At 65.7% G+C, this 26,040-nt stretch carries 23 protein-coding genes, 1 tRNA gene and 1 pseudogene; 10 read left to right on the top strand and 15 right to left on the bottom strand.

Going from position 1 to position 26,040, the window contains the following annotated elements:
* Positions 1–5 precede the first annotated feature (5 nt).
* Positions 6–746 (top strand): CpaD family pilus assembly protein, encoded by a 741-nt coding sequence (locus tag ACVW17_RS26825; RefSeq protein WP_456798039.1) that lies wholly within the window; start codon positions 6–8, stop codon positions 744–746.
* Complete coding sequence (locus tag ACVW17_RS26820) at positions 743–2,011, top strand: AAA family ATPase (protein WP_456798038.1); 1,269 nt, start codon at positions 743–745, stop codon at positions 2,009–2,011. Before ACVW17_RS26825 ends, ACVW17_RS26820 begins: the two co-directional genes overlap by 4 nt.
* 130 nt (positions 2,012–2,141) lie before the next feature.
* Here the strand turns inward: ACVW17_RS26820 and ACVW17_RS26815 are convergent, their stop codons facing one another.
* Together ACVW17_RS26815 and ACVW17_RS26810 are read right to left on the bottom strand one after the other, a co-directional pair.
* On the bottom strand, positions 2,142–2,966 hold the full coding sequence (locus ACVW17_RS26815) for a tetratricopeptide repeat protein (protein WP_456754700.1): 825 nt from the start codon (positions 2,964–2,966) through the stop codon (positions 2,142–2,144).
* Positions 2,967–3,105: 139 nt separating this feature from the next.
* Positions 3,106–3,351, bottom strand: coding sequence for a PilZ domain-containing protein (locus ACVW17_RS26810; protein ID WP_021079298.1), 246 nt, complete (start codon positions 3,349–3,351; stop codon positions 3,106–3,108).
* Between the two features lie 256 nt (positions 3,352–3,607).
* On the opposite strand from ACVW17_RS26810, the gene ACVW17_RS26805 reads away from it, so the two are divergent.
* Positions 3,608–5,290 carry a Na/Pi cotransporter family protein gene (locus ACVW17_RS26805; protein ID WP_456798037.1) on the top strand — a complete coding sequence of 561 codons (1,683 nt, stop codon included), beginning with the start codon at positions 3,608–3,610 and terminating at the stop codon, positions 5,288–5,290.
* Between the two features lie 16 nt (positions 5,291–5,306).
* On the opposite strand, the gene ACVW17_RS26800 is transcribed toward ACVW17_RS26805, so the two are convergent.
* The 7 genes and pseudogenes from ACVW17_RS26800 to ACVW17_RS26770 form a co-directional block, all read right to left on the bottom strand.
* Entirely contained in the window at positions 5,307–7,118 is a 1,812-nt protein-coding gene (locus ACVW17_RS26800) for a M23 family metallopeptidase (protein WP_456798036.1), read from the bottom strand.
* Positions 7,119–7,263: 145 nt separating this feature from the next.
* Positions 7,264–7,602, bottom strand: coding sequence for a lipid-A-disaccharide synthase N-terminal domain-containing protein (locus tag ACVW17_RS26795; RefSeq protein ID WP_456754697.1), 339 nt, complete (start codon positions 7,600–7,602; stop codon positions 7,264–7,266).
* Entirely contained in the window at positions 7,602–8,381 is a 780-nt protein-coding gene (locus tag ACVW17_RS26790; RefSeq protein ID WP_456754696.1) for a glycosyltransferase family 2 protein, read from the bottom strand. The genes ACVW17_RS26795 and ACVW17_RS26790 overlap by 1 nt, the downstream gene beginning before the upstream one ends.
* 69 nt (positions 8,382–8,450) lie before the next feature.
* Positions 8,451–9,296: a phosphatase PAP2 family protein gene (locus ACVW17_RS26785; protein WP_456798035.1), complete on the bottom strand. Its 846-nt coding sequence runs from the start codon at positions 9,294–9,296 to the stop codon at positions 8,451–8,453.
* Position 9,297: 1 nt separating this feature from the next.
* Entirely contained in the window at positions 9,298–11,040 is a 1,743-nt protein-coding gene (locus ACVW17_RS26780; RefSeq protein ID WP_456754694.1) for an ArnT family glycosyltransferase, read from the bottom strand.
* 82 nt (positions 11,041–11,122) lie between these two features.
* Positions 11,123–13,237 (bottom strand): penicillin-binding protein 1C, encoded by a 2,115-nt coding sequence (gene pbpC, locus ACVW17_RS26775; protein ID WP_456798034.1) that lies wholly within the window; start codon positions 13,235–13,237, stop codon positions 11,123–11,125.
* A pseudogene (locus ACVW17_RS26770) lies at positions 13,234–18,442 on the bottom strand (alpha-2-macroglobulin family protein). The gene pbpC and the pseudogene ACVW17_RS26770 overlap by 4 nt, the downstream one beginning before the upstream one ends.
* Positions 18,443–18,732: 290 nt before the next feature.
* On the opposite strand from ACVW17_RS26770, the gene ACVW17_RS26765 reads away from it, so the two are divergent.
* The 4 genes from ACVW17_RS26765 to ACVW17_RS26750 all read left to right on the top strand — a co-directional run bounded on the left by ACVW17_RS26765 (position 18,733) and on the right by ACVW17_RS26750 (position 21,411).
* A tRNA-Arg gene (locus ACVW17_RS26765) sits at positions 18,733–18,809 on the top strand.
* A gap of 595 nt (positions 18,810–19,404) precedes the next feature.
* Positions 19,405–19,875 (top strand): DUF992 domain-containing protein, encoded by a 471-nt coding sequence (locus tag ACVW17_RS26760; RefSeq protein WP_456798033.1) that lies wholly within the window; start codon positions 19,405–19,407, stop codon positions 19,873–19,875.
* Between the two features lie 680 nt (positions 19,876–20,555).
* A complete protein-coding gene (locus ACVW17_RS26755) occupies positions 20,556–20,918 on the top strand; it encodes a hypothetical protein (protein WP_456798032.1) in 363 nt (120 codons plus the stop codon).
* A 187-nt stretch (positions 20,919–21,105) separates the two neighbouring features.
* On the top strand, positions 21,106–21,411 hold the full coding sequence (locus ACVW17_RS26750) for a hypothetical protein (protein ID WP_456754689.1): 306 nt from the start codon (positions 21,106–21,108) through the stop codon (positions 21,409–21,411).
* A gap of 99 nt (positions 21,412–21,510) precedes the next feature.
* Here the strand turns inward: ACVW17_RS26750 and ACVW17_RS26745 are convergent, their stop codons facing one another.
* From ACVW17_RS26745 to ACVW17_RS26735, 3 genes are all read right to left on the bottom strand, one after another.
* Positions 21,511–22,146, bottom strand: coding sequence for a 2-dehydro-3-deoxy-6-phosphogalactonate aldolase (locus ACVW17_RS26745; RefSeq protein WP_456754688.1), 636 nt, complete (start codon positions 22,144–22,146; stop codon positions 21,511–21,513).
* An 11-nt stretch (positions 22,147–22,157) separates the two neighbouring features.
* Positions 22,158–23,072: a 2-dehydro-3-deoxygalactonokinase gene (locus tag ACVW17_RS26740; RefSeq protein ID WP_456754687.1), complete on the bottom strand. Its 915-nt coding sequence runs from the start codon at positions 23,070–23,072 to the stop codon at positions 22,158–22,160.
* Between the two features lie 170 nt (positions 23,073–23,242).
* Positions 23,243–23,458 carry a hypothetical protein gene (locus ACVW17_RS26735; protein WP_456754686.1) on the bottom strand — a complete coding sequence of 72 codons (216 nt, stop codon included), beginning with the start codon at positions 23,456–23,458 and terminating at the stop codon, positions 23,243–23,245.
* A 207-nt stretch (positions 23,459–23,665) separates the two neighbouring features.
* Between ACVW17_RS26735 and ACVW17_RS26730 the strand changes: the two genes are divergently transcribed.
* Complete coding sequence (locus ACVW17_RS26730) at positions 23,666–23,842, top strand: hypothetical protein (protein ID WP_456754685.1); 177 nt, start codon at positions 23,666–23,668, stop codon at positions 23,840–23,842.
* A gap of 79 nt (positions 23,843–23,921) precedes the next feature.
* Here ACVW17_RS26730 and ACVW17_RS26725 read toward each other — a convergent pair whose 3' ends face one another.
* Positions 23,922–24,245 carry a hypothetical protein gene (locus tag ACVW17_RS26725; protein WP_456798031.1) on the bottom strand — a complete coding sequence of 108 codons (324 nt, stop codon included), beginning with the start codon at positions 24,243–24,245 and terminating at the stop codon, positions 23,922–23,924.
* 143 nt (positions 24,246–24,388) lie between these two features.
* Positions 24,389–24,601, bottom strand: a complete 213-nt coding sequence (locus ACVW17_RS26720; RefSeq protein ID WP_456798030.1) for a hypothetical protein — start codon at positions 24,599–24,601, stop codon at positions 24,389–24,391.
* Between the two features lie 150 nt (positions 24,602–24,751).
* Between ACVW17_RS26720 and ACVW17_RS26715 the strand changes: the two genes are divergently transcribed.
* Complete coding sequence (locus ACVW17_RS26715; RefSeq protein ID WP_456754682.1) at positions 24,752–24,988, top strand: hypothetical protein; 237 nt, start codon at positions 24,752–24,754, stop codon at positions 24,986–24,988.
* Positions 24,989–25,251: 263 nt separating this feature from the next.
* Entirely contained in the window at positions 25,252–25,608 is a 357-nt protein-coding gene (locus ACVW17_RS26710) for a DUF6481 family protein (protein WP_456754681.1), read from the top strand.
* 55 nt (positions 25,609–25,663) lie between these two features.
* Here the strand turns inward: ACVW17_RS26710 and ACVW17_RS26705 are convergent, their stop codons facing one another.
* A complete protein-coding gene (locus ACVW17_RS26705; RefSeq protein WP_456754680.1) occupies positions 25,664–25,897 on the bottom strand; it encodes a pentapeptide MXKDX repeat protein in 234 nt (77 codons plus the stop codon).
* Between the last annotated feature and the right edge of the window lie 143 nt (positions 25,898–26,040).

The raw sequence follows: 26,040 nt of genomic DNA, 5'->3' as shown, positions 1-26,040 counted from the left end.
CTATGATGACACGCAACACGCAAGCCGGTCACGTCAGAGCGCTGTCGCTGTGCGGCGCCCTCGTCGTCAGCGCGATCGCGCTCGGCGGCTGCAACCTGACCGGCGACAATGTCGTCACCGGCACCGTGCCCGACGACTACCGGCAACGGCATCCGATCGCCATCACCGAGGGCGAGCAGTCGATCGTCGTGTTCGTGAGCCGGACCCGCGGCAACCTCACCGAAACCCAGCGCGACGACGTCATGGGACTGGCCCGCACCTGGCGCCGTGAAGGCACCGGCGCGATCGCGGTCGACGTGCCGGCCGACACCTCGAACGCGCGCTCGGCGCAGGCGGTGTACCAGGAGATCCGCGGCGTGCTGGCGTCGATGGGGGTGCCCGGCCACGCCATCACCAGGCGCGCCTATCGCGTCGACGACCCGCGCGCGCTTCCGACCATTCGCCTCAGCTACCCGAAGATGGCCGCGGTCGCCGGTCCCTGCGGCCTGTGGCCGAGCGATCTCGCTCCCTCGATCTACAATCCGAGCTACAACGAGAACAAGCAGTACGAGAATTTCGGCTGCGCCACGCAGCGCAATCTCGCCGCGATGGTCGCCAATCCGTCCGACCTCGAGCAGCCGCGGACCGAAACCGCCGCCTACACGCCGCGCCGCTCGGTCGCGTTCCAGAAATACAGCAAGGGCGAGTCGACCACGACCAACTATCCTGAAGCCGACAAAGCCAAGTTGAGCGACGCCGGGAAATGACCGAACCACAACACGAGCCGCAGCACGCCAACGACCACATCGCGCCGGCGCCGCGGATTTCGGTGCAGGCGTTCTGCGCCAGCGTCGCGACCGCCGCAACCGCGCGCGCCGCCGCCGAGGACCGCCGGCTCGCCAAGGCTCACCTCTCCGTCCACATGGGCGGCATCGCCGCGGCGATCGACACCTATCACAAGGCGCCGACGCCCAACGTCATCATGCTGGAGACCGAGCCGGACAGCGATTTCCTCGCCGGCCTCGACGAACTCGCCACGGTGTGCGATCCCGGCACCCGCGTTGTCGTGCTCGGTACGCCCGGCGAGGCTGCGCCGTATCGCGAATTGGTGCGGCGCGGCGTCAACGACTACGTCATCGGGCCGGTCAAGGTGCTCGATGTCGTGCGCTCGATCTGCAGCCTGTTCTCGTCCTCGGAAGCGGTCTCGGTCGGCCGCCTGATTGCGGTCGCGGGCGCCAAGGGCGGTGTCGGCGCCTCGACCATTGCCCACAATGTTGCCTGGACCATCGCGCGCGACCTCGGGCTGGATTCGGTCGTGATCGATCTCGACCTCGCCTTCGGCACCGCCGGGCTCGACTACAACCAGGATCCGACACAGGGCATCGCCAACGCGGTGTTCTCGCCCGAACGTCCGGACAGCGCCTTCATGGATCGCCTGCTCGCAAAATGCAGCGATCATCTGAGCCTGCTGGCGGCGCCGGCCACCCTCGACCAGGTCTACGATTTCGGCGCCGAAGCATTCGACGCCATCTTCGACACCATGCGCATGACCACGTCCTGCATCGTGCTCGACGTCCCGCACCAATGGACCGCATGGACCAAGCGCGTGCTGGTGGGAGCCGACGACATCCTGATCGTCGCCGAGCCCGACCTTGCCAATATGCGCAACACCAAGAACATGATGAACCTGCTGAAGGCCGCGCGTCCGAACGACCGGCCGCCGCTCTACTGTCTGAACCAGGTCGGCATGTCGAAGCGCCCCGAGATCGAGATCAAGGACTTCGCCAAGACGATCGACAGTCAGCCGATTGCGACCATCCCGTTCGATTGCAGGCTGTTCGGCGAAGCCGCCAACAACGGCCAGATGATCGCGGAAGTCTCCGCACGCCATCGCACCACGAGGACATTCCTGCAGATCGCCCAGCGCCTCACCGGTCGTCCTGACCTCGCCGAGGCGCGCGAATCGTTCCTGTCGCCGATCCTCAAGAAGCTGCAGTCGCGCCGCGGCAATAGGCGCCGGGCCGCCGGTTAGAGCGTTTTCGAGCGAAGTGGCTGCCGTTTTGCGCGAAGAAAACGCGCCAAACAAGAATCTCTAGAGTCCCGTTCCGATCCCATCGGAACGGAAAGGGCTCTAGCCCGCCAGATTCTCGCCTGAAAACGCGTTAGTCGCGGCGGCTGGCCGCGACCGGGATCTTGTCGGTATCGGTCCGGCTCGCGTCCCTGCGCGCCAACAGCCGCTTCAGCGCGGCAACATTGGCCGAACCCTGCTCCGGCGGCAGATCGGCCTTCATGATGGCTTCAGCATCGGCCTGGCGGCCCTGCAGGCCGACCACGACGGCAAGGTTGGTTCGCACCCGCATGTCGTCGGGAGCACGCTCCCGCGCGTGACGCAGAGTCTCCTCGGCCTTCGGCAGGTCCTTCGACAGCAGATAGGACAGGCCGAGATTGGACAGCACCGACGGATCGTCGGGCACAATCTTCAGCGCGCTCGCGTAATACTGGCGTGCCTCGTCGTGGCGATCGAGCTGGTCGAGCACGGCGCCCTGCGCCGACAGGATGCGCCAGTCCGGGTCCTCCGGGGTGTGGGCGCGCCCGAGCACGTCGAAGGCCTGCTGGAAATTGCCATTGTCGGCGAGCGCCCGCCCGTAACCTGCGAGCAGCGCCTTGTTGCTGGGCTGCGCCAGCACCGCCTGCTCCATGACGGCGACGGCCTGCGCCCGCTGGCCGGTAGCGCGCAGCGCCCGGGCGTATTTCAGGGCAGCGTCGGTGTCTTTCGGATTGGAGCGGACCCGTTCATGGTAAGTCGCGATGTCGCGCCGCGGATCGGCCGGGGCCGGCGTGGCCTCCGCCGTGTCGCCCAATGACCCGGTGATGTCGGACGGACCCGAGGTCTGACAGGCGGAAAGCCCGATCAGCAGGATCACGGCAGATACCGGGCCGGCGAGCTGGCGCACGCGGCCCAAAGGTCGGGAAAGTTTCTCAGACATCAACGAGACTCGGAACGGCGAATGTTCCGGGATGCTCACAGCTTAACCCTAAGTTCCGGTTAAGGATGCCATCATCTCGCCGTCATCCGGCCCAAAAGCGCCGCCGGATGCCGGGCGGCCAGCCAGCCTGGCGGCTGGTTCAGTCGACGAACTGGGCGCCGAATTCGTGCCCGATGCGCCAGGCCAGCCGGCACTGGCGCGGACTGCCGGACGACAGGATGATGGTGAATTCCGGCGGAATCTCCAGATATTCGGCGATCACCTTGACGCCACCCGCCGAGATGTCGGTGATCATGCAGTCACGCGGCAACGACCCCGTGCCCAATTGAATTTTGGCGACGCTCCGGCACTCGCGGCGTTCGCTCTTGCGGCGATTCACAAACATCCTGATCCCCACGCCTTTCTGGGCAGCTTGCTGGCTGGATAGCTCTCTCGTTGCTACGGTCATAGCGGGGAAAGATTGGAAACTGCCTAGCGGAACCCATCGCAATTGAGCGGACATTTTCGAGGTTCGTTTACCAGCCCCGCCCCCGTCGGCGCCGCCGCCAACCGTTTCCAACAGGAACAAAAAGGGTTGATCCCAGGTCATTTGGCGATAGCGTGACCCCTTCGACTCGAATTTGCCGGGATATCCAAGACGTATGGGAAGCCTTGTTCTGCTTGATCTGATGGGGGGCGTCGCGCTCCTGCTGTGGGGCCTGCACATGGTCCACAGCGGAATTCTGCGGGCCTTCGGGCCCGATTTGCGGCTGTTGCTGGCGCGGGCGCTGAAGAACCGCTTCACCGCCCTTGGCGCCGGCCTCGGCCTCACCGCCCTGCTCCAGAGCTCGACCGCGACCGCGCTGATCACCAGCTCCTTCGCCGCCGAGGAGATCGTCAGCCTGGTGCCGGCGCTCGCGATCATGCTCGGCGCCAATATCGGCACCACGCTGATCGTGCAGGTGCTCTCGTTCAACGTGGCGGCCGTGGCGCCCGTGCTGTTCATCGTCGGCCTCGTCGCGTTCCGCAGCGGGCCGCGCTCCCGGATCAAGGATCTCGGCCGGGTCTCGATCGGGCTTGGCCTGATGCTGCTCGCGTTGCACATCCTGCTCGACACGATGGCGCCGGCCGAGAATGCGCCGGGCGTGCGCGTATTTCTGAACGCGATCACCGGCGATCCCGTGCTCTGCATCCTGATCGGCGCCGTCGTCACCTGGCTGGTGCATTCCAGCGTCGCCAGCGTGCTGCTGGTGATGTCGCTGGCCTATTCCCAGTTCATCTCGCCCTATGCCGCGTTCGCGCTCGTGCTCGGCGCCAACCTCGGCAGCGCCGTCAATCCATTGCTGGAAGGCGCGCGGCGCGACAATCCGGCGAGCTACCGGCTGCCGGTCGGCAACCTCATCAACCGCGTCGTCGGAATCCTGCTGGTGACGCCGTTCCTGCGGTCGATCACGGAAGCCATCTACGCCTGGCAGCCTGATCTCGCCAAGGCGACTGCGCTGTTCCACATCGCCTTCAACGTCGCAACCGCGCTGCTGTTCATCGGCGTGCTCGACCAGATGGCGCGGCTGCTCGAGCGGCTGCTGCCCAAGCGGGCGCAGGCGACCGATCCGTCACGGCCGCGCTACCTCGACGAAGGTGCGCTGGAGACGCCCTCGCTCGCGCTGGCCGATGCCGCGCGCGAGGTGCTGCATATGGGCGACTACACCGAGGCGATGCTGCGCAAGGTGATGGCGGCGATGATGACCAACGATCGCGCGTTGGTCGACCAGGTGTCGAAGATGGACAACACCGTCGACCGCCTCAACGAGGCGATCAAGCTTTACGTCACCAAGCTCACCCGCGGCAGCCTCGACGAGCGCGAGGGTCAGCGCGCCATGGAGATCATCGCGTTCGCGATCAACCTCGAGCATATCGGCGACATCCTCGACAAGAACCTGAGCGAGCTCGCGACCAAGAAGATCAAGCACCGCCTGCAATTCTCTCCGGAAGGCGCCGAGGAGTTGTCGGCGTTCCACAAGCGCACGATCGATTCGCTGCGGATGGCGTTCGGCGTCTTCATGTCCGGCGACGCCAACGAGGCCCGCAAGCTGCTGACCGAGAAGGCGGCACTGCGTGCGGCCGAACTGGCCGCCGTCGAGCGCCATCTGGAACGCCTGCGCGAAGGCCGGCCGCAGACCATCGAGACCACCTCGCTGCATCTCGACGTGCTGCGCGACCTTCGCCGCATCCACTCGCACATCTGCTCGGTCGCCTACCCCGTGCTCGATGCCGCCGGCGAGACCGCCGCCGATCGCGAGAGCGCCGTGGATGCGGCCGAACTGCCGGCGCCCGGACGGCTCTGATCGGGCGTCTTCGAGGTCAGGTCGGCGGCCGGTGTTCGGAGCCGGGATGCCGCAGAGGAGAGCCGGAGGCTGCGGCGAGTTGGTCGATGCTGTCGCGCTGGCGATCGAATGCTCCAAGGAGCTCGCCTTGCAGCAGCCGGCCGCCGGACAATTTCATCCGAAGCGGATCGACATTGCGGCCGTTGATCCGCACCTCGTAATAGAGGTGCGGTCCGGTCGAGAGTCCGGTCGATCCGACATAGGCAATCGTCTCGCCCTGACGAACACGGTCCCCGATCTTCAGCCCGGGCGGAAAGCTCGCGACATGGGCATAGGTCGTCTCATAGCCGCGATCATGAAGCACGCGGATATATTTCCCGTAGCCGCGTTCATAGCCTTCGATCTCGACGACGCCAGCGCCCGCAGCCGCCACCGGCGAGCCATAGGGCGCTGCATAGTCGACGCCCTCATGGAAGCGGCGGTCGCCAAGGATCGGATGAATGCGCCAGCCGAAACCGTCGCCGAGACGCCCGCTGACGACCGGCTTGCGCAACAGGAATTTGGTGATGGACTGTCCAGCCTCATCATAGAAATCGGAGCTGCCGTCGTCCGGTGCCGTGAAGCGATAGTACCGCCGCGTCTGGCCGCCGGCCGTCAGGTCGATGAAGAGCAGCTCCGGCTGGCCGATGTCGTTGGGCGCATAGATGATCTTGGCCGCGTCGGCATCGCCGAGCGGGGCATCAAGGTCGAAATCGCGGCCACAAAGCCGCATCAGTTCGGCAACGATTCCCTCATCGACGTGATTGGAGCGCGCCAGCGCGTTGAGGCCGTCGCGCAGCGTTTCGCCGGCGACCGCATGCGTGTCGATCGACTGACGCAGCAAGCTTTCGCTCCGCGAGGAGGCGTCCGGCTGCTCGGGGACGATGGCCTGGTACTGGCCGCCATCGGTACGACCGACGGCGGATACACTGGAGTCCGTCCGTTCGATCGACACCTTCGCGACATGACTGCGCGGCGAGCCACCCTCTTCGCTCTGTTCAACGATCGTGATCTTCTCGCCGCCGGACAGTGCCGCTTGAGTGCCCGCCGGCGGGAAAGCGGCAAGCACGGCCGGCGCGTCCTCTGCAGCCGCGGTCAAGGCCCGCAGGATGGCCGACAGCGTGTCGCCAGCTCGCGCGATGACGACGTGCCGACGGTGGCGAGGCGACGCGGCTGATTTCGGCAGGTTGGTGACGTTGACGGCGTCACCGATCGGCGCAGCCGGATGCGGCACGTCTTCATCGGCGGCGTACGCGCTGGTGCCGCCCGGCAGCTCGCGGCGTGACGGACCTGTCCGGATGATGGGTGGTAAGTCCGATAGCGCAGCGCCTGGCGAGGATGCTCGCTGCTGGTCCTTGCCGTCTGCCGGTACATCGCGACCGCGTTCCTGCCGCGGTTCGGGATCGATCTCCGCGAGCCGCGCGGATACGCGGGTGAACGAACGGACCGCGCCGGCGTCGCTCAGCTGCTCGATCCTGAGTGCGGAGCGATTGCCTTGCGCGCCCTGCTTCCGATCGAGCCGGTCGCCGAGCCCCGCCTCGTCGACCATTTGTGCCGTGAAGCGCGGAAGCGAGACGATCGGCGAGACTGCGAATCGTGCGTGATAGCCAAACGTCCCGCGAAGCGCGCCACCGAGCAGCGCGACGGCGGCGGCTCCGATCAAGACCGTCCCCGCCATCCAGCGGAGACTGATCGTGCGCCGGTCCGGCAACTCGCCGTCGCCGGTCAGCGGCGGCGCGTCAAACGGCGGGACATCGCGGGCGCTGGATGCTTGACCACCCGCTTTCGTCGCTTCGCCACGGCCGTTCATCGACGCCCCTCATCCGGTGGCGCAGGGTCTTCGGATGCCGCTACGCCCACGGCAAGCCGTAGATGCCATACGCGTTGGGGCGATTGTTTGACCGCCGTTCAGATTCGGCCGCAATTGATGCCGGGACTGGGGATGATCGCGACGATCAGTTCTCGAGCGTCTTCGAGGCACGCCCGCGGTTCTTCAGGATCAGCATGATGTTGCGAATATAGATCAGCGTCGCGAGGCCCTGCCCGATGATGATGACCGGCTCGCGTTTGGCGAGCCCGTAGATCAGCGTCATCAAGCCGCCGCCCATCGAGAAGAACCAGAACGCCATCGGCACCACGCTCTGGCCGGCGCGCTCGCTGGATATCCACTGCACCAGGAAACGCGCGGTGAACAGCAGTTGCGCGACCAGGCCGAACGCCAGCCAGAAATCGAACTTGGCGACGAACGTGTCGTAGAAATAGGCGCTCAGCGCCTGGCCAAACTGAATCAGCATCACTTCACCTCAGTGCCGCGCGTCACTTCGGAGACATCAGTCACCTCGGTGACGACCGGCGTCGGCTTCTTGCGGCGGATCAGCCACCACACGCCGGCGAGATCCATGATCCCGATCCAGAGCCGGTCGAAAAATCCGTAGTTCGAGACGCCGGAATGGCGCGGGCGGTCGACGACATCGACATAGGCGATCGCAAATCCCTCGCGGCGGACCAGCGCCGGAAGGAAGCGATGCAGTCCGTCGAAATAGGGCATGGCCAGGAACACGTCGCGCGGAAACGCCTTCAGGCCGCAGCCGGTGTCGCGGGTACCATCGCGCAGGATGACGCCGCGCACCGCGTTGGCGATGCGCGATTGCAGCTTCTTGAAGCCGGTGTCCTTGCGGCCGATGCGCTGGCCCGCGGCAAGACCGACCCGGCCATTGCCGCTCTCGATCGCCGCGATCAGATTGGGCAGGAAGGCCGGATTGTTCTGGCCGTCACCGTCCAGCGTCGCCACGATCGCCCCGCGCGCGGCACGCACGCCGCTGCGCACAGCGGCCGACTGGCCTGAAGAGACCGCATGGCGGAGCTGGCGGAGATTGGGCCGCTGCGCCATGATCGCGCCCAGCCGCTCGCCGGTCGCATCCGTCGAACCGTCATTGACGTAGACGATCTCGTAGGCCCAACGGCCGTCGAGCGCGGCCGCGATCTCGGCGATCAGCGGCGCGATATTGTCCGCCTCGTTGCGCACAGGCACGACGATGGAAACGGCGACCGGCGTCTGGTCGGAAACAGGCAATTCGGCACTCGTGGTTGATGGAGGGCTCGCGGCTGGAACCCGCCCGATCCGGCCGCCGGGCGACCGCTTTTATGGGGCGAAGGCGCTCCTCGCAACCCCTTTGAGGCGCCCTTCCGACGGTCCCGGCAACGCCAAAACGGTGCCATCGCGACCGATGGCGAAACCAAGGCGGCGGGCGGCGAACCAATAGCGCACGGCCATGGCGCCGACGACGCCGACCAGCGCGCCGGCCACCACGTCGCTCGGATGATGGGCCAGCAGCACGAGCCGCGTCGCAATGATGATCAGCGCATAGACCAGCATCGCGACCCGCGCGCGCGGCCACACCGCCGAGACGGCAAAAGCCAGCGCAAACGCCGTGATCGAATGGCCCGATGGAAAGCTCGAATAGGCTTCGGTGCCGGCGAAATGCTGGAAGTTGAATGCGTTGGCTTTGCCGCCGACAAAAGGCCTCCCGCGGCCGACGATCCACTTGAGCACCTCTCCTATCGCCACCGAGAACGCGACCGAGAGGAACAAGTATTGCAGCCGCGTTCCGAGGCCGAGCAAGGTGGCGCGCGGCACGCCGCGCAGCGCTGGCGCCGCCAACCCGACTATGATTAGCAGCAGGCCGAGCGCGCTCAGCACATACTCGTCTTTGCCGAAATCGGTGAGCACCTTCACCCACCAGAGACCGGGCGTGCCGCGTGGCGGCATCAGGCTGATCTCGGCGACGTCGACCGCATACATCAGCGTGATGATCACGGCGCCGACGATGACGACGAGCAACAGCACGTGGCGCGCCGAGCGCCGCGCCGCCTCGGCCCGTCGCGAATGCGACGGTGCGCGCACGAGCTGGGCAAGGGACAGCCAGACCAGCGTCAGCAATCGTCCGAAATAGTTGGCGGATTCCGGGTTGGCTGGCAGCGCCGGCATGTCACTCCGTCCCTTCGGAACGGAAGATCGCGATCGAGACCGCCTTGCCTTGCGAGATGTTGTAACCCTCGATGCGCACCGGCGCGTTGTAGCGCAGCCCGATCGCCTCGGCGCGCTGCACGAAAGCGCGCTCCGAGCGCTGCTCGACCAGCGCGAAGCGGCAGGAGCCCTGCCCGAGGAAATCCGCCGCACCCGAGCCGTCGGTGAGCAGCGTCGAGGTATCGGTCATGAATACGAGGCTCGGTTCATGGAAACCGGCGGCCGCCGCCTTCGGGCCGACGCAGGTCACATTGCGCAATGCGCGCGCAACCTCCTGGCTCGGAAACACGGTGGTGAGCCGCGGCAGTACCACGCCATAGGTTGCGCCTGCCATCAGCGCCGCGGCGATCACCGCATTGAGCAGCGAGCGCTCGGCGCGGCTGTCTTCGAACATCCACCACGCGATCAGGCCGAACACCATCGCCACCGCGAACAACGGCCAGGCCGGAAACACCGGCTGGTGGATCGCCTTGATCGCGCCGACGATCACCAGCACCGCGCCGAACGCAGGGATGGCGAACCACCACGCCGCGCCGCGGATCAGCCAGGACCGCGACAGCACCCGCCGTTCCAGCGCGCCCACGGTGAGGATCGCGATCGCCGGATAGAGCGGCAGCACGTAATGCGGCAGCTTGGTCAGCACCGCCTCGAACACGATCCAGGACGGGATCAGCCAGGCCAGCAGGAACTGGGCGCCCGGCTCGCGTCGCGCGCGCCAGATCGCCGGCGCCGCCATGCCGGCGAGCGGTGCACCCGGCCAGAACGTGATCCAGAACAACAGGAGATAAAGTCCGGGCGGCGCGCCGTGGGATTCCTGAGCGCCGAGTTTGCTCAGCATGTCGCCGCCGACCGAGTCGGCGAAAAAGGCATCACCCGCGCGCAGGAAGATCAGCACGAACCACGGCAGCACCAGCACCAGGGTCCACATCAGGCCCCACACCGGGCGCATGCGCCAGAACCACGCCGCCGATCGATCGAGGATGGCAAGCCCGGCCATCGCAAGGCCGACGAACATCAGGATCAGCGGCCCCTTGAGCAGGATGCCGACCGCCAGCGCGGTCCAGAAGATCGCGGGTGGTCCCCACGAGGGATGGGCCGGATCCTCACCGCGCTGCCAGGACAGATAGACCCGCGCCATCGCGCCCATCGCGGCGGTGACCGTCAAGAGCAGCATCGCGTCGGTCTTGGCGAGCCGCGCCTCGACCCCGAGCAGCACGCAGCTTGCCATCATCAAGGCGGCCAGCACCGCCCCCTGTCGTGTCACGAAGGCAAGCGCGGTCCAATAGGTCAGCAAAACGGCGCCGATGGCGCCGATCAACGACGGCAGGCGGTAGACCCAGATCCTGACCTGGGCGCGCGGCACCCCGAGCGCGGAGATCGTCTTCAGGGCCGCCGCCTGCATCCAGTAGATGCCGACCGGCTTCTTGTAGCGGACGTCGTCCTGGAAACGGATGTCGACGAAATCGCCGCTCTCGACCATCTGCTTGGTCGCCTGGGCGAAGCGCACCTCGTCGCGGTCGATCGGCGGGATGGTGAAGAAGCCGGGCAGGAACAGAACCAGACAAGTCAGCGTCAGGAACAGGATCGAACGCCATTGGCTGGCCGTTGCGAATTCGAACGCCATGAACAGCCTGCGGCTGGAATGCGCAGGTTTTACAGACTGTTGCCCTGCTCCGAAGCGCCGGGGTTGGAGGCTATCCACCATGGGTTTCGCATACGATGAAACCGCACCGCAAACAACCGTGCTGTTCCGCTTTCCAACGCTGCCGTTCCGCTTTCCCGCGCCATCATTGCACGCGGATCACAACGGTATCCGCTGCCCCCGTGGCATCGATCACAGTGAGCCGCGCAAAGCCCGGCCCCGGCGGCTCGATCAGTCGCTGGCGGCGGCTGTCGATGTCCCCGGCTGAGACACCGTTCACCAGGACCGTCAGCGGCAACACGCCACCGGCGACCTTGACCGGCATCGGCGCATTGCGACCGCCCTCGGATTGATCGACGTCGATGCGCGAGCCATTCAGCGGAAACTGGATGTGCGGCGCCTGGTCGTTGCCGCTGCGGACCAGTTCGCCGAGCGGCCGGAACCGGCGCAGCGGCGGCGGCAGCTTTGCATTGGAGGCGACCAGCACGCCACGCGGCGGCTTCGGCAACGCCGCCGGGATCCTGCCGGTGCGCGCAAAGGCATCGAACAAGATCGGCGCCGCCGCGGTGCGGCCGACCAGGCCCGGCACCGGCGCGCCGTCCGGACGGCCGACCCAGACCCCGATCGTGATGCGGCCGTCGAAGCCGACCGACCAGGCATCGCGATAGCCGTAACTGGTGCCGGTCTTGAACGCGATCCGATTGTGCACGCCGTTTTCCGGCGGCGGCGTCCCGAGCAGGACGTTGCCGACCTGCCAGGCCGCGGCCTGGTCCATCAGCCGCATCGTGTCCCGGCCGTCATTCGCCTGCATGATCTCGCGCAGTGGCTTGGTGGCGCCGAGCCGCGCCAAACCCGAATAGAGCTGGACAAGATCCTGCAGCGTGACGCCGACGCCGCCGAGACCCATCGCAAGGCCGGGCGCTTCGTCTTTCGGCAGCACGAGATTGGTGCCGGCCTGCTTCAGCCGCGACGACAGCCGGCTGGCGCCGACCCGGTCGAGCAGCGCGATCGCCGGCACGTTCAGTGACAATTGCAGAGCCTTGCGGATCGGCACCGTGCCCTGGAACGTCATGTCGAAATTCTCCGGCGCGTAAGTGCCGAAGCGGATCGGCCGATCCTCGATCAGGCTGTCGGGATGAACAAAGCCGTCCTCGAAGGCGAGGCCGTAGATGAACGGCTTCAAGGTCGACCCCGGCGAGCGCACCGCGCGCGTCATGTCGACCTGCCCGGCCCGCCGCTCGTCGAAATAGTCCGCCGAGCCGACGCGCGCGAGCACGTCGCCTGATTCATTGTCGACCACGATGATCGCGACCGAGACATCAGGCCCCTGCGCAACGGCGCGGTCGCGCGCCAGCACCTCCAGGTTCCGTTGCAGCGTGGCGTCCAGCGTCAGCTTGATGATGGGGGTATCCTTCATCGTCGCGATCGCCTGATCCGACGAATGCGGCGCCAGCATCGGGATCTGCTTGCGCAGCTTCGGTACCGCCGTTGCCCTGGCTTGCGCGGCGTCGTCCTTCGACACCACGCCATCCTCGACCATGCGGTCGAGCACGCGGTCGCGCGCGGCATGGGCCGCTTCCGGATAGCGATCGAGCCGCCGCCGCTCCGGCGATTGCGGCAGCGCGACCAGCAGCGCGGCCTCGGCAAGCGAGAGCCGCTTCGGCTCCTTGCCGAAATAGGCGATCGAGGCGGCGCGGATGCCCTCGAGATTGCCGCCGAACGGCGCCAGCGCCAGATAGAGATCGAGGATCTGGTCCTTCGAAAGCTGCCGCTCGAGTTCTACCGCCCGCACCATCTGCCGCAGCTTGGCGTAGACCGAGCGCTGGTGCCGCGGCTCGATCAGCCGCGCCAGTTGCATCGTGATCGTCGAGCCGCCCGAGACGATATGGCCACGGGTGAGCAGTTGGAGCGCGGCACGCGACAGTGCCAGCGGATCGACACCGTGATGCTCGTAGAAGCGCTTGTCCTCATAGGCGAACAACAGCTTCAGATAGCCGGGATCGACAGCGGTCTTCGCATCGACCGGCAACCGCCAGCGTCCGTCCGCCATCGCATAGGCGCGCAACAGCTTGCCATTGTGGTCGACGACCGTGGTCGAGACCTGCTGCGCCAGCGTGAGCGGCAGCGGACCGAGCGAGACCACCCAACCGGCGAAGGCTCCGGCTGTGACCAGCGTCGCGACCGCGCAGATCGCGAGGACGGTTCTGATCCGTCGCCAGCGTGATCTGCGCACTTGTGCTGTCGTCAACGTTGCGCTCATTTCGCCGGCTTCACCTCAACCGAACCGGTGCCGCTGCGGCCGTAGCGCGAGGGGTTGTACATGTCCTCGACATAGGCCTGCGGCAGCACGTATTTGCCCGGCGACACCGCGCGCACGACATAGGCGACCGTGAACACCGACTTGTCATTGGCGCCACGATCGATCGCCGCGGTGAAGCGGTCATCGCGGAACTCGGTGTTCTTCGGCTCTACACCATCCTCGATCCATTCCAGCGTGCCGGAATCGCCCGATGACACCAGGTTCGGGTTGTCGATCTCGAGCCCGGCCGGCAGATAGTCGGCCACCATGATGTGCCCAAACTCGGGTTTTGCTTCCGTCACCTTCAGGACAACCGCGAAGCGGTCGTTCTGTTTCGCCTTGCTGACGTCGGCCGCCTTGCCGTCGAGCGTGAAGTAATTTCGTTCGATCTTGAAACCGTTCGAAGCCGCAGGCTCCGGCGTCACCGGCGAGCCCGACACCGAGATCACCGCCTGCACCGGCGCATCGCCGGTGTTGGTGATCTTGAGCGGCTGGCCCGTCATCTCCTCGGCCTTATAACTGCGATAGACCGCGGTCTTGACCGCCTGCCCGTTGATGTCGAGCGCCAGCGTCTCCTTGGCGAGCGCGCGTGCCGCGAGCACCATCCACGCATTCTCCTGCGTCGAGGTGTAGGGCGACAATCCCCGCGCCGCTTCCACCCGCAGCACGGCCTGCGTCAGCGTGGTGCGCGGGGCATTGCCTTCGCCCGCAAGCGAGACCAGCGCCGCCGCATCGCGCAGCGCCGAACCATAATCGACCCGGCCGAACTCGATCACTGGTTTCGGGTTCAACGCGTCGAGCGCCGCACCATAGACCCGCTCGGCCCGCGCCTTGTCGCCGACCAGCGCCAGCGCCGCAGCAAGCTGCGCCTTGGAGATCGGCGTCGCCAGATTGTTCAGCTTGGTGTCAGCGAGATAGCGCAGGTCACCGATCGGCGCGGCGCCGTTGCGCGCGAGCACGTAGAGGCCGTAGGCCAGATCGCGGCCGCCATCCTTCTCCGGCTCGTTGGCATTGACCACCGAGTTCCTGACGCGATCGAGCGCGTTCTTGAACAGCACGTCCGGCACCGCAAAGCCCTTCTCGCGGGCCCGGGTCAGGAAATCGGTGACATAGGCGTCGAGCCAGGCGTCGTCGCCGCCCGCCGACCACAGGCCGAACGAACCGTTGGAGCCTTGCCGCGCCAGCAGCCGCTCGATCGCGTCGCGGATGCGCTGGTCGACCGCGGTGTCCATCGCAAGATGAGCACCGGCGGCGAGATCGTTGACATAGAGCAGCGGCAGCGCGCGGCTGGTGATCTGCTCGGAGCAGCCATAGGGGTAGCGGTCGAGCGCCTTCAGGATGCTCGCGGCATCGAGCGCGGTCGACAGGCTCGCCGAGACCGAGACGCTGCCGGTGCCCGGCACCAGATCGGAGAACATATCCGAGGTCAGCGTCAGGCTCTCGCCCTTCGCCAGCGTGCGGATCGAGCGCCGCGCCAGCACTTGCGTGGCCGGCTTGACGTCGAGTGCATAGTGCCGCGCCAGCGTCAGCCCGTTCGGGCCTGAAATGCTGACATCGAACTCGGCGCGCCCGGCGCCGCCGGCCTCGAGGCCGAGCGCCAGCGACGAGCGCTGCTTGGCGGCGAGCTTCACCGTCGTGCTCGAATTGCCCGAGGCCTTGATCGGGCCGGTCGCCTTGACGCTGATGGCGTAGTCGCCGGCGGCGCCTTCAACATTGTCGATATCCATGCTGATGGTGCCCTTGTCACCGGTCAGCAGGAAACGCGGCAAGGTCGCGGTCACCACCACGGGATCGCGCACGATCACGTCGGTCGTGGCGCGGCCGAGTTTGGTTGCGCTCCAGGCCACCGCCATCACCCGCGCGGTGCCGGCGAATTCCGGGATGTCGAAGCTCACTTCCGCGGTGCCGTCAGGGCCGACCGTGACGATGCCAGAATACAGCGCCAGCGGCTTCTGCGTCGGCGGCGAGCCCTGCAACTCGGCGCCGGCGGCGTCACCGCCGCTGCGGATCTGGCCGCGCGTGCCCTGCATGCCGTCGATCAATTGCCCATAGAGGTCGCGGATCTCGGCGGTCAGGCGGCGCTGGCCGAGATAGTAATCGTCCGGCGCCGGCGGCTTGTAGTTGGTGAGGTTGAGGATGCCGACGTCGACTGCGGCCAGCACCACCTTGGCGTCCTCGCCGGGATTGAGCCCGCCGAGCTTGACCGGGATCTTCAGCGTCGAGACCGGGGCGTACCAAGGCGGGCGGCGACAGCTCGACGGCCAGCGTGCGGGTCTTCTTGTCGATGCCGAACCATTTCAGCCCGATCGCGCGGCCGGGCATGCGCCCGGCGGCGGCATCGAGCGGACGGCGCAGCGTCGTCATCACATAGGCGCCGGTGCCCCAATCCTTTCCGACCGGCAGCTTGACCTGCTGGGTGCCCTCCTTGACGTCGACGCTTTGCGTCGTCAGCAGGCGGTCGCCGAGCACATAGACCGTGAGCTTGCCTGACGTGCGCGCATTGACCGACACCGTCATGGTGTCGCCCGAAGCATATTCCGGCTTGTCGATCGAGGTTTCCAACAGATCAGGCGTGTCGGCGCTGCCGTCGGAATACCAGCCGACATCGAACTGCACCGAGGTCACGGGACCGTCGGCGTCGGTGGATTTGACGTCGAGCCGGTAGCGGCCGGGCTGCGGCTGGAAGGTCAGGCGCATCGGCTTGTCGGCCGCGAGGTTGACGTCGCCGTCGGCAACCCTGCGGGTCGACTTGACCGGTTCATAGTTCCACGACGAATTCTGCCGGTACCACTGGTAACGCGACTCGAGCTTCAACAGCTCGTAGCGCAGCCCGTCGCGCTGCAACTGCTTGCCGTCGGGCGATACGAACACGACGTCGAACTCGGCCTTGTCACCCTCGGCCACGCTCTTGTCGCCGAACAACGGCTTGACGCCGATCAGCGACGCGCCAGGGGCCACCGGCAGCACGATCTTGCGCTCGACCGAGCGGCCGCCGGTCTCCGCCATGCGGATGAAGATCTGGGCTTCCTGCGGCCGGGTCGAGGCCGGGACCTTGTCGAGCTTGACCGGGAAGGTCGCCGCGCCATTGGCATCGGCCTCCGGCAGGTCCTCGATCGGGGTCCGCTCGTTGCTTGCGGTTTGCTCGTCGTCGACACCGAACTGGTAGCCCGGATAACCGGGCCGGCCATTCGCTGCCGGTGCGACCAGCATGTCACCCTCGAGCTGCAGGCCCGAGGCCGGCGCGCCGTAGAGGAAGTGGCCGGAGACCTCAAGTTCCACTGGAACTTCAGCTTTGATCATCTTCTCCTTGCTGGTCAGGTCGAATTCGACCCGCTCCGGGATGTAATCCTCGACCATGAAGGTGGTCTCGCCGACCGCGGAGCCCTTCGGGTCGGTGAAGACGCGCGCCCGCCAGGTGCCGGTCGGCACCGCGGAATTGAGCGCCAGCGCCAACATGCGGCCGCCGGCGCCCTGGTCGGGCAGCACGGCACGGCGGAATTCGACGCCGTCGGGCCGCTCGATCACCATGGTCAGCGGCGTTCCGGTCAGGGCGTTGCCCTGCCCGTCGCGCAGCAGCGCGGTCAGATAGACCGTCTCGTTGGACCGGTAGACGCCGCGCTCGGCGTAGACGAAGGCGTCGGCACCGGCCGGGATCGCCCGGCCGGCGACGCCGCGATCGGTGAGATCGAAGGCATTGGTCTTCAGGCTCAGGAAGGCGTAGTCGGACTTTTCGCCCATCACCGTGAGCAATGCCGGCGACAGCCCGCCCTCGCCGCGCGCCAGCCCCTGCTCGAACAGCACATGACCGGCCGCATCGGTCTTGCGGGTGGCCAGGATCTCGTTGTTGCGGGCGACCAGCTTCACCTCGGCATTGGCGACCGGCTCGGTCGAAGCCAGCGAGTTGACGAAGACGTGGATACCGTCATTGCCGGAGAACGTCGACAGGCCCATGTCGGAGACGATGAACCATTGCGTCGCCAAGGTGCCGTCGTCCTCGCTGCCCGGCCCCTTGGCCGCGGCGGTCATGACGTAGACGCCGGGTTGCAGGTCGCCGAGCGCCTGATCGACCGGAAACGCGGTGACGACATCCTGGTTCAGCGTGGTGGCGGTCGCGAGTTCGCCGGACCACACTTTGACGCCGCGCTGGTCGCCAAGATCAGACAGCTGGTAGCGGCTCAGCGTGCTCTGGAAATCAGAGTCGATCACCGTATTGATCAAATTGCGGTCGCCGATCCGGAACACGTCGACCGTGACCGCCGGCGTGTTGACGCTGACCACCGGGATACCGCGCTGTCCGGTCCGCGGCAGCACATAGGCGCGCCCGGTGAACCGCACGAACGGCTTGCGGTCGCGGACATAGATGTTGAACTCGGCCGATTTCGGCAGCGTCTCCTTGACGGTCGACGGCAGGCCGGCGCGCAGGTTGATGTTGTAGCGCTCGCCATGCTTCAGCCCGTCGACGCAGAGCTGCTGGCCTTCCGCCGACAGAGCCGGCTTGTCGGTGCCGGCGAGCGCGAGGAACGGCGCGAAGTCGACGCGCTTGGCCAGTTCTTCGGAGAACTGGAAGCAGGCCCGCGGCGAGGCCGCGTCGGAATCGACGGTATAATCGAGCAGCCGGAAGCCGTGCTCGTCGCGCAGCTTCTCATACTGGCCGCGGACGTCGGCCACCTCGCGCAGGTCGAGCGACAGCCGCAAGCTATCGAGCGCCGGGCGCCACAGCTTGCGCTCGGCGAGTGCCTTGCCGAGCACCGCCAGCGCGTCGGCCTCCTCACCGGCATTGCCGGCACGCTGATAGGCGATGTAGCCGGCGGTGGAGGCGCGCTCCATCAGGAAGGTCTGCTCGCTGGAGCTCGCGGAGCGGATCTGGAACACGGTCTTGGCGAGCCGCAGCCAGTTGGCGCCGTCCTCCGGCGCGGTCGCGGCGATCTGGCCAAGGATCGTGAGCCCGCCACGGAAGTCATTGCGCTTGAAGGCGGCGTCCGCGTCGGTGCGCAAGGTCGCGGCCGACTTGTTGACCGCGCCGGCCTCGCTCTTGATCTGGGCTTCCAGCTTGATCGCGGAATCGGCGAGATCGTCGCGCCTGAAGGCTTTGTCCGCGGCCTGGGCACTCACCATGGCGAGCGCCAGCGTGGCGCAAATTGCGGCGGCACGAACCAATCCGGTCATGATGGAGCTCCTGAACGCCCCGCGGTCGAGCGCCGCGTTGGGGACAAAAATGCGCGAAATGGTGACGGAGTGAAGGCACGGACATGAACGGACGAAAACGTCGCAGCTCGCATTGCCGACATTCCTTCGACCAGCCCCGGCGGCCGCGTCAATGGCGGCTCGGCGGACTGGACAGGCCAATGCAGGACGAGGACCCCTGCTCGCCTTTGTCGCGCGACCACAAAAATCGGTTCGGCAGGGCTTGGCGGAAAAGCGGATTTTTCATAATGGCGGTGCTACAAGGCCGGCACGGTCCCGTAGCTCAACTGGATAGAGTAGCGGATTTCTACTCCGCGGGTTGCAGGTTCGAATCCTGCCGGGATCGCCAGCCACGCCACTCCGCGTCGACGAAACCATTTTCCGCAAGCCGCGAAGCCGGCCGGAAACAAACCCGGCCTAGCGTCCCATCATTGGACCAAAGGGGATTCGGTCATGTGGCATTTCATCAACGAATTGTATCGGGATTTTTGCCTGGCTCGCGTGCAGGAGATGCGGAAGCTCGAGCATCGCAGCTGACCGGTCGGAGCTTGAACAAACCATCGCCCCTGGCCGGCGCGCTACTGACCGCGATGGCCATTGCGGCGGTCATTTGGGCCACAACCGGAGCGCCGTCGGGGCACAAGAAGGTCAGCGGCCAACACCAGACGATCGCCAATCGCTGATCCCCGTAGGACTCCGGTGCTTTCGAACCTTGGCGGCGGTCTTGCAGACACACCAATACTGGGATTGCGGGCCCAGATTGGAACAGGGCGCCGCCGGGACAATACATTTCGAGCCCGGCGGCGTACTTTCGCGAGGCGAGCCCATCCGTTGCGAATGCGAGCAGCGGCCAAGTCCGCGTTCCGGATCCGCATTCTAAGGCTCTCTTAACCACCAGCGAAGGCCGTCTCGACTGGTGTGGACCGATTGCGCATCGATCCGCGTTGTCCGGCACCATGCCCACAACGAGCCGCTGGATCGCGCTTGTCATATGCGGCGCGGCAATCCTCGCCCCGCCCATCACGACGGCAGATGCACAACAGGTGCAAGCCGGAACGCTCGATTGCCGCGGCGGCCCCGACACCGGCTTCATTCTGGGCCCCGTGACCACGCTCGATTGCGTTCTGCACGCCGATAGTGCGCCGGACAGTCGCTACGTCGCAGCCATCAGGAAGCTCGGCGTTTTCATCGGCGACCAGGACGTTGCATTGACCTGGAAGGTGATGGCGGCGGTGCCGTGGCTCGGCGGTGACGACCTCACCGGTGGTTACATCCATCCCGGCGGCGCCGATACCAATGTTCTGACCGGTGGCTCGACTGCATCGATCACGTTACATCCATTGAATGAGCAGAACGCCGGCTCAACTCCAACAGTGAAAATCGACAACCTGGAGCTACGGCCGGTGGATCGCTGACAACAGCCAGAATGCACAACGCCGCCCGCTTGAAATATATGCGGACGGCGTCGGCCCTAGCCCCAGGAAGGTCATGCAAAATCCTGACGACCTCAAGTGTGCACAGTTTGTGCCAGGGCGCATGTCCCAAATTGGCTATCACCGGACCGCCGATCGACCCGGATCGGGATCTGGCTTGTCGCGAAACACGGCGGCTCGCAAATCGATGCCGGCGAACAGCAATCGAAGACACCAGACAACTCGAGCGTCGATCGCAGGCGCGACATGCCGCGCGCAAAGGGCACAACGCCGCCCGCTTGTAATCCCTGCGGACGGCGTTGGCATTGGCCCAGGTGGTGCAACATCCTGATGGTGCAAAACCTCCACGTCCTCGGCCAACGATCATGGCCCATATGGGCTATTTTGCTGGTGAGAAACGAAGGTAGGTTAAGCGCTGAGGCGTCGGGTGACGGTGCCTCACGACCAAAGTGTCAACTTGGCCTCAGCGTGGCCCACGCGCTGAGGCCTTTCTTTTTGTGTTCACGGTGTTTGTGTTCACGCTCCGCCCTGAAATCGCATTCCGTTCTTTCTCATTCAGCGCACGATTCCATTCCGTAGTTCTCCGTGCGTGAACAAAGTTCCGGCACCGTTTGAGCAGCCAACACGCCCTTTTCGTCGGCGATAGGCTTCGCGATTTGTTAATGCGGAATTGCTTCCTCAAGGAGATTGCAAGCGCGCTCATTGTTCATCGATATTTCGGAACCGATATGGAAGACTCCGTCCAGATCCGCTGCACACGTTGCAAGAATGTCTTTCGCGACCGGGCCAAGCGGTTGCAGAACGGCTATTCGCGCCAGTGCCCGAGTTGCGAGATCGTCCTGTTCTTCGACGAGGACTCGCACGATGCCAACATCAAGCGCGCGATGCGAACGGCGCGGCGCGCACGCAAGGACATGCGCGAGAACGAGGGTGTGAGCGCAAGAAAGACCGCCGCCGTTCCCCGCCACTATGGCGGCCGCTCGGCTTCTGACGCACGGAGCAGCGAAGACGCGGACGGCGATTGAGTTTGGCTTTGCCGGTCGCTCGCCTGACTGGTCAGTCCGTGTGCGCCTGATGGCAGGCCGCACGCTCCGATCGATCCGGTGCTGAGCCGGGCCACCATTCGGCGAACCGGATAGTGTCGGGCCGGCACAAGAATTTCGTCAGGAATGACCGTGTAAGGAAGACGATCCATCGCCCGGAGAGGACGTCATGCGGAACCTGAACACTGTCCTGACCAAGCTGAACGACCGCCTGCTGCGGCTGGAGGGCGAATTGTTCGTGCTGCGGTCGATTGCGCGTGCCGCCCTCACTTCCGGCGACGACGCCGCCGTCCGGACCCGCAAACTGCTCGAAGGCGCCAGGCTCGCGCTCTCGGACGAAGCCGAACGGCCGCTCGATGCGGCGACGGGAAAATACGTCGCCGCCGCGATCGCAATGGTCGAGGAGTTGCTCGAAGACCCGCGCAAGGCGGCGCCGCTGTTCCGGGTCATCGACGGAGGCAAGCGGGACGATTAAAGCGCGTTGGGGATTGGGGTTGAATCGTCGCGCGCTTTGGCTCCTCGTTTGAGCATGATCTTTCCGGAAAACCGCTTCGCACTTTTCCGCGATCATGCTTTAGCCGGCGCCCTGCACGGCCCTGTCATAGGCCTCGATCGTCAACTTGGCCCGGACAGCGATATCCGCGGCGGTCATGCCCGGCTTGTAGAGGCTGCTGCCGAGACCGAAGGCACGGATCCCCGCCTTGACATACTCGGCAAAATTCTGGTCGGAGACGCCGCCGACGGCGGCGATCATCAGATCCGGCGGCAGTACGGCGCGGATCGCCGTGATGCCGGAGGCGCCGAGCACGCTCGCCGGAAAGAATTTCAGGCCCGAGGCGCCCGCGCGTGCCGCCAGCAGCGCCTCCGTCGGCGAGAACACGCCGGGCAGCGTGACCATCGCGTGATCCCGCGCGCGAGCCAGCACGTCGACATCGACATTCGGCGACACCATCAGGCGGCCGCCGGCGTCATGGAGACGATCGACGTCTGCCGCCGTCAGCACCGTGCCGGCGCCGATCAGCACATCGGCGGGCGCGCGTTTCGCTGCGATCTCGATCGAACGGAACGGCTCCGGCGAGTTCAGCGGAATCTCGATCGCCGTCATGCCCGCCTCGATCAGCGTCCTGACGATATCAGGCGTTTCTTCGGGCTTGATGCCGCGCAGGATCGCGACCAACGGACGCTGCATCGGCGGAAACGGAATGCTCATGCGTGGATCCTTCACTTGTTCCAGATCGCCGTCGCGGCGTTGCTGAGGCCGCGGCGAACCGCCTCGTCCGCATCCATGACCGTGAGCGGAATCGAAAGCGCCTCGATCGCCATCTGATAGAGCCGCTGCAGCCGGCCCGACGCAATCAGCCTCACCGGTGTGGCTGGTTCGCGCTCCGCGAGTCCCGCCGCCAGTTCGACGCCGATCAACGTGCCCGAGATCGCCTCACGCGCGGCCTGCGCGCTGCCGCCGAACAGCAGCTGCCGCGCGCGCACCCGGAACAGCAGATTGGCCGCGCGCGCCGGTGCGGCGAACGCCTCGGCGACGGCCGCGCGGAACGCATCGCCGTCGACCGCCTGCTCCGCGCCGGCCACGGCGTGCGCCAGGATGGTGTCGCGCGCCACCGCGCCGAACAGCTCGCCGGTCATGAAGGTCGCAAAGCGTTCGACCGTGCCGCCGCGCATCCGCACCCATTTGGAATGCGTTCCCGGCAGACAGACATCGGCCGCGTCTGCCGCATCGAGGCCGAGCGCGCCGAGCAACTGGGTTTCCTCGCCGCGCATCACGTCGGGCGCCGCGGCATCGCGCTGCGCGATCCCGGGCAGGATCCGGATCTCGCGCGCCTGCCCGCTGACCGCGACGGCGCCTGTGAGGATGTCGGAGAGATGCGCGGGCGTATCGACATAGCCGGCCTCGACCCAGCCCTGCCGCGCGCCGGCCATGCCGCAGATCACCACCGGCAGTTCAGCCGCAACTCCGAGCGCATCGAGATGCGATTGCAGCACGCCCGCAAAGCCGGTCCTGGCGGCCGCCGTCATGCCCTCATCGCTGCGGCGCTCGCCGAGCACCTGGCCGCCACCGTTCATCAGCCAGAGCCGGAAGCTGCTGGTGCCCCAATCGACCGCGACATAGGAAGGATCGCTCATCGCGTTCGGTTCCACGCTCTCAGTTGCCGGCGCGCTGACTGCGCCGCTGCCCAGAGGCGATAACGGCGTTCATCACGCCGCGCAAGGCGCGCCTAATTCGCGAGGCTACGCGACCACGCGCACGCGTGCGACCACGATGTCCGGTTCGCGTCGGTGTGTGCACGGATCGATTACCGCGCGCCCTTCAGCGTGCAGGAGGTCGTGCAGGTGGTGACGTTGCCGCGGTCACATTTGATGCAGGCATTGACGCACTGATCCATGACCTTGGGATTGTACTGGCTGTAAAGGTTGGCCGCGCAGCTGTTGGTCGATCCCGTGACCTCCGGGTCGGGCCAGCAACCGGACAGTAAAAATGCTGCGGCACTCAAAATGGCGACCTTGCGCATAAGGCCTCCTGCCACGCTCTATCCAATGACTTTGCGAGTAACCTTGATGGGTTAGGTTAAATTCCGGTTTCAATTGCGACCTTTTCCGGAAGCAGTATTGGTTATCCACCGGACATTTCCCCAAGGTCCGGGCCCACACCGGCAAGGCCGTCAGGCGACCCCGCCTGGCGGCTTTGTTGCCCAGCAATGCGCAAGGATACCAACAAGATGGCCCGAAAGCCGCGGTGGTCGTTCAAGGAGGACCGACGACTGATCGAACTGGCTCGCTCCTCCAAGTCGCTGGAAGAGGTCGTGAAGGCCACCGGCCGCTCGCCCGAGCGAATCAAGAAGATGGCGATGCGCCTCGGCCTGTCGATCAAGCCGCGCGGCACCACCAAGAAATAATCAGAAGCGCTGCCGCTGCGGCGGCCCACCGGTGAGAGCGTTCCGGATCGGCGCACACGAACGTATCAGAAAACAGCATTTAAGGTTCCGGCGGACAATCGTCCTTTGCCCGCACCGGGATCGCCTGGATCTCAGCCGCCGGCTTGATGTCGCCTTCTGCCTTAGCCTCTGGCTCAGCCTTGGCCTCTCCCTCAGCTTTGGCCTCTCGCTCGGTCTCGGCCGTCCGGTTGCAAGTTGTCACCACGAACGCCACCCGGCTGCATTGCCACGCCGGCCCGAGGGCCGCGCTGGACACCGGCTCGGGCGACGCCAACGTGAGGGAGAGATACGCTACCAAAACGGCACCCGCCGCGCCTGCGGCAGCCAGCGCCGCGCCCTTTCCGGACCACAGCTTGGATATCATGGCCTTGGTTCCCGCCGATCTCTGGGAGTCGATTAAGGCAACCCACCCGTCCGCGTGTGATCGGAATCACAACCGGTAGCAAACAGATCAGCCCTGATCTTTGCGGGTGATGTGGGATCGATATTGCACTGCCGCAAGATGGGTCAGCGTGGCGGCTCGATCACGTTACAGTTGGTCCGGCCCGACATCAGGCAGTCCTGCATCTTGCTGGCCGCGGTCAGGTCATGCGCGAGCCACAGTCCCACCGCGAGCATCACCGCGGCCACCAGCAGTCCGATCAGCGCGCCCCGGCGGCTGCCTCCATCTTCGGGTTCGCTCATCCTTGTTTCGGTTCCCGGTTGCAACGCGCGCATCATGACGATTTGCACGCTTGGGTGCGATCAATTCTGCAACACTTGTACAGCGAAATGCGTGCCCGCAGCAGCGAGCACTGCAATTCCGTTGCAGGCGGTCACGACTCGCGAAACACTGCTCGCAGCAATGGAGCGCGTGTACGGGGCGTGCCAGTGAGCGAACAGCAAGCAACCACCCAAGCAACGACCTACGACTATCGGCGTTACAGGCAGCTGCTCTCGGAAGCAATCGACGAGACCAGCCGGCTGCAGCTGATCAGCCTCCTGATCTCCGAAAAAGCCCGCGACAGATTGGAATCCCAGCGTGCCTCGGACCGCAGCGCGATGACCGCCGAGACCGTCGCCAAGGTGCTCGGCAACGGGCGGCGCGAGCAGCTTCAGCGCGGCTAGAGCATGATCCGGAAAAGTGGAAACCGGTTTTCCGAAAAGATCATGCTCAAACAAAGAGATGAGCGGCAGATTCGGTGACCAACCACTCACCAGGCCGGCAGCCTGGCGAGGCAGTCACCAGCAGTCCACCATTTGCTATCAGCTCATATCACCCCTGCTCCACAACCTTCCCTTCGCCACTGGCAATTTCGCCGCCGTTCACTTATTGAAGCGCCGAACCAAACCCCATCCATCACCCGAACAGAAAGCAGCAGGCTTCCTCTATGAGTGGCTTCAAGGAACCGGGTTTTGCCGACCGCCAAAAGGCGGCCCTGCAGGCACGGCAAAACCTCCTCAACAAGTTTCGCGCCCAGCCGGGCGCTGACGATCCGACGGTGAAGGCACGTGCCGAGGAGCGCGCGGCGATCGCCGAACGCCGCGCCAAGGCCAAGGAAGCCCGTGAGGCCGAGAAGGCCGAGCAGAAGCGCCGCGAGGAAGAAGCCGCTGCGGCCGAGGCCGCCCGCATCGCGCGCGAGAAGGAAGAAGAAGCCGCTCGAGAGGAGGCCCTGCTCGCCGAGCAGAAGGCCAAGCGTGACGCGCGCTACGCCGCGCGCAAGGAGCGCGGCAAGAAGAAGCGCTAAGCAGGACCAGGCCCGCCACGATGGCGGGCCTGCGCACGATGAGGGGTGGCGGCGATCAGTTCTTCTTCATCCCGTCGTCCTTCTTCATCATCGCACCGCCATCCTTCTTCATGGCGTCGTCCTTCTTCATCATGCCACCGTCCTTCTTCATGGCATCCTTGGACATCGTGTCTTCCTTCTTCATCGCGTCGTCCTTGCCCATCTTGTCCTGAGCGAAGGCGGCGGGCGCCAGCGCGAGGCTGAACGAGAGCAGCGCGGCGGAAAGGCCAAGGCGGGTGTTGGTGGTCATGATGATGATCCCTTGTGTGGTCGAATGTGAGCGCGACGACTTGCCGCTATCTGCTCGACGCGCTTGCAAGGCCCGTTGTTACCTCCAATAACAAATTCTTGAAGCTGCACGGCGCGTGCCCGCCTGGGTTGAATAGCGCCGCA

The sequence above is a fragment of the Bradyrhizobium sp. USDA 4473 genome, assembly GCF_054063335.1.
Note: the sequence above shows the minus strand (reverse complement) of the source record. Positions and strands in the feature narration are given on the sequence as shown.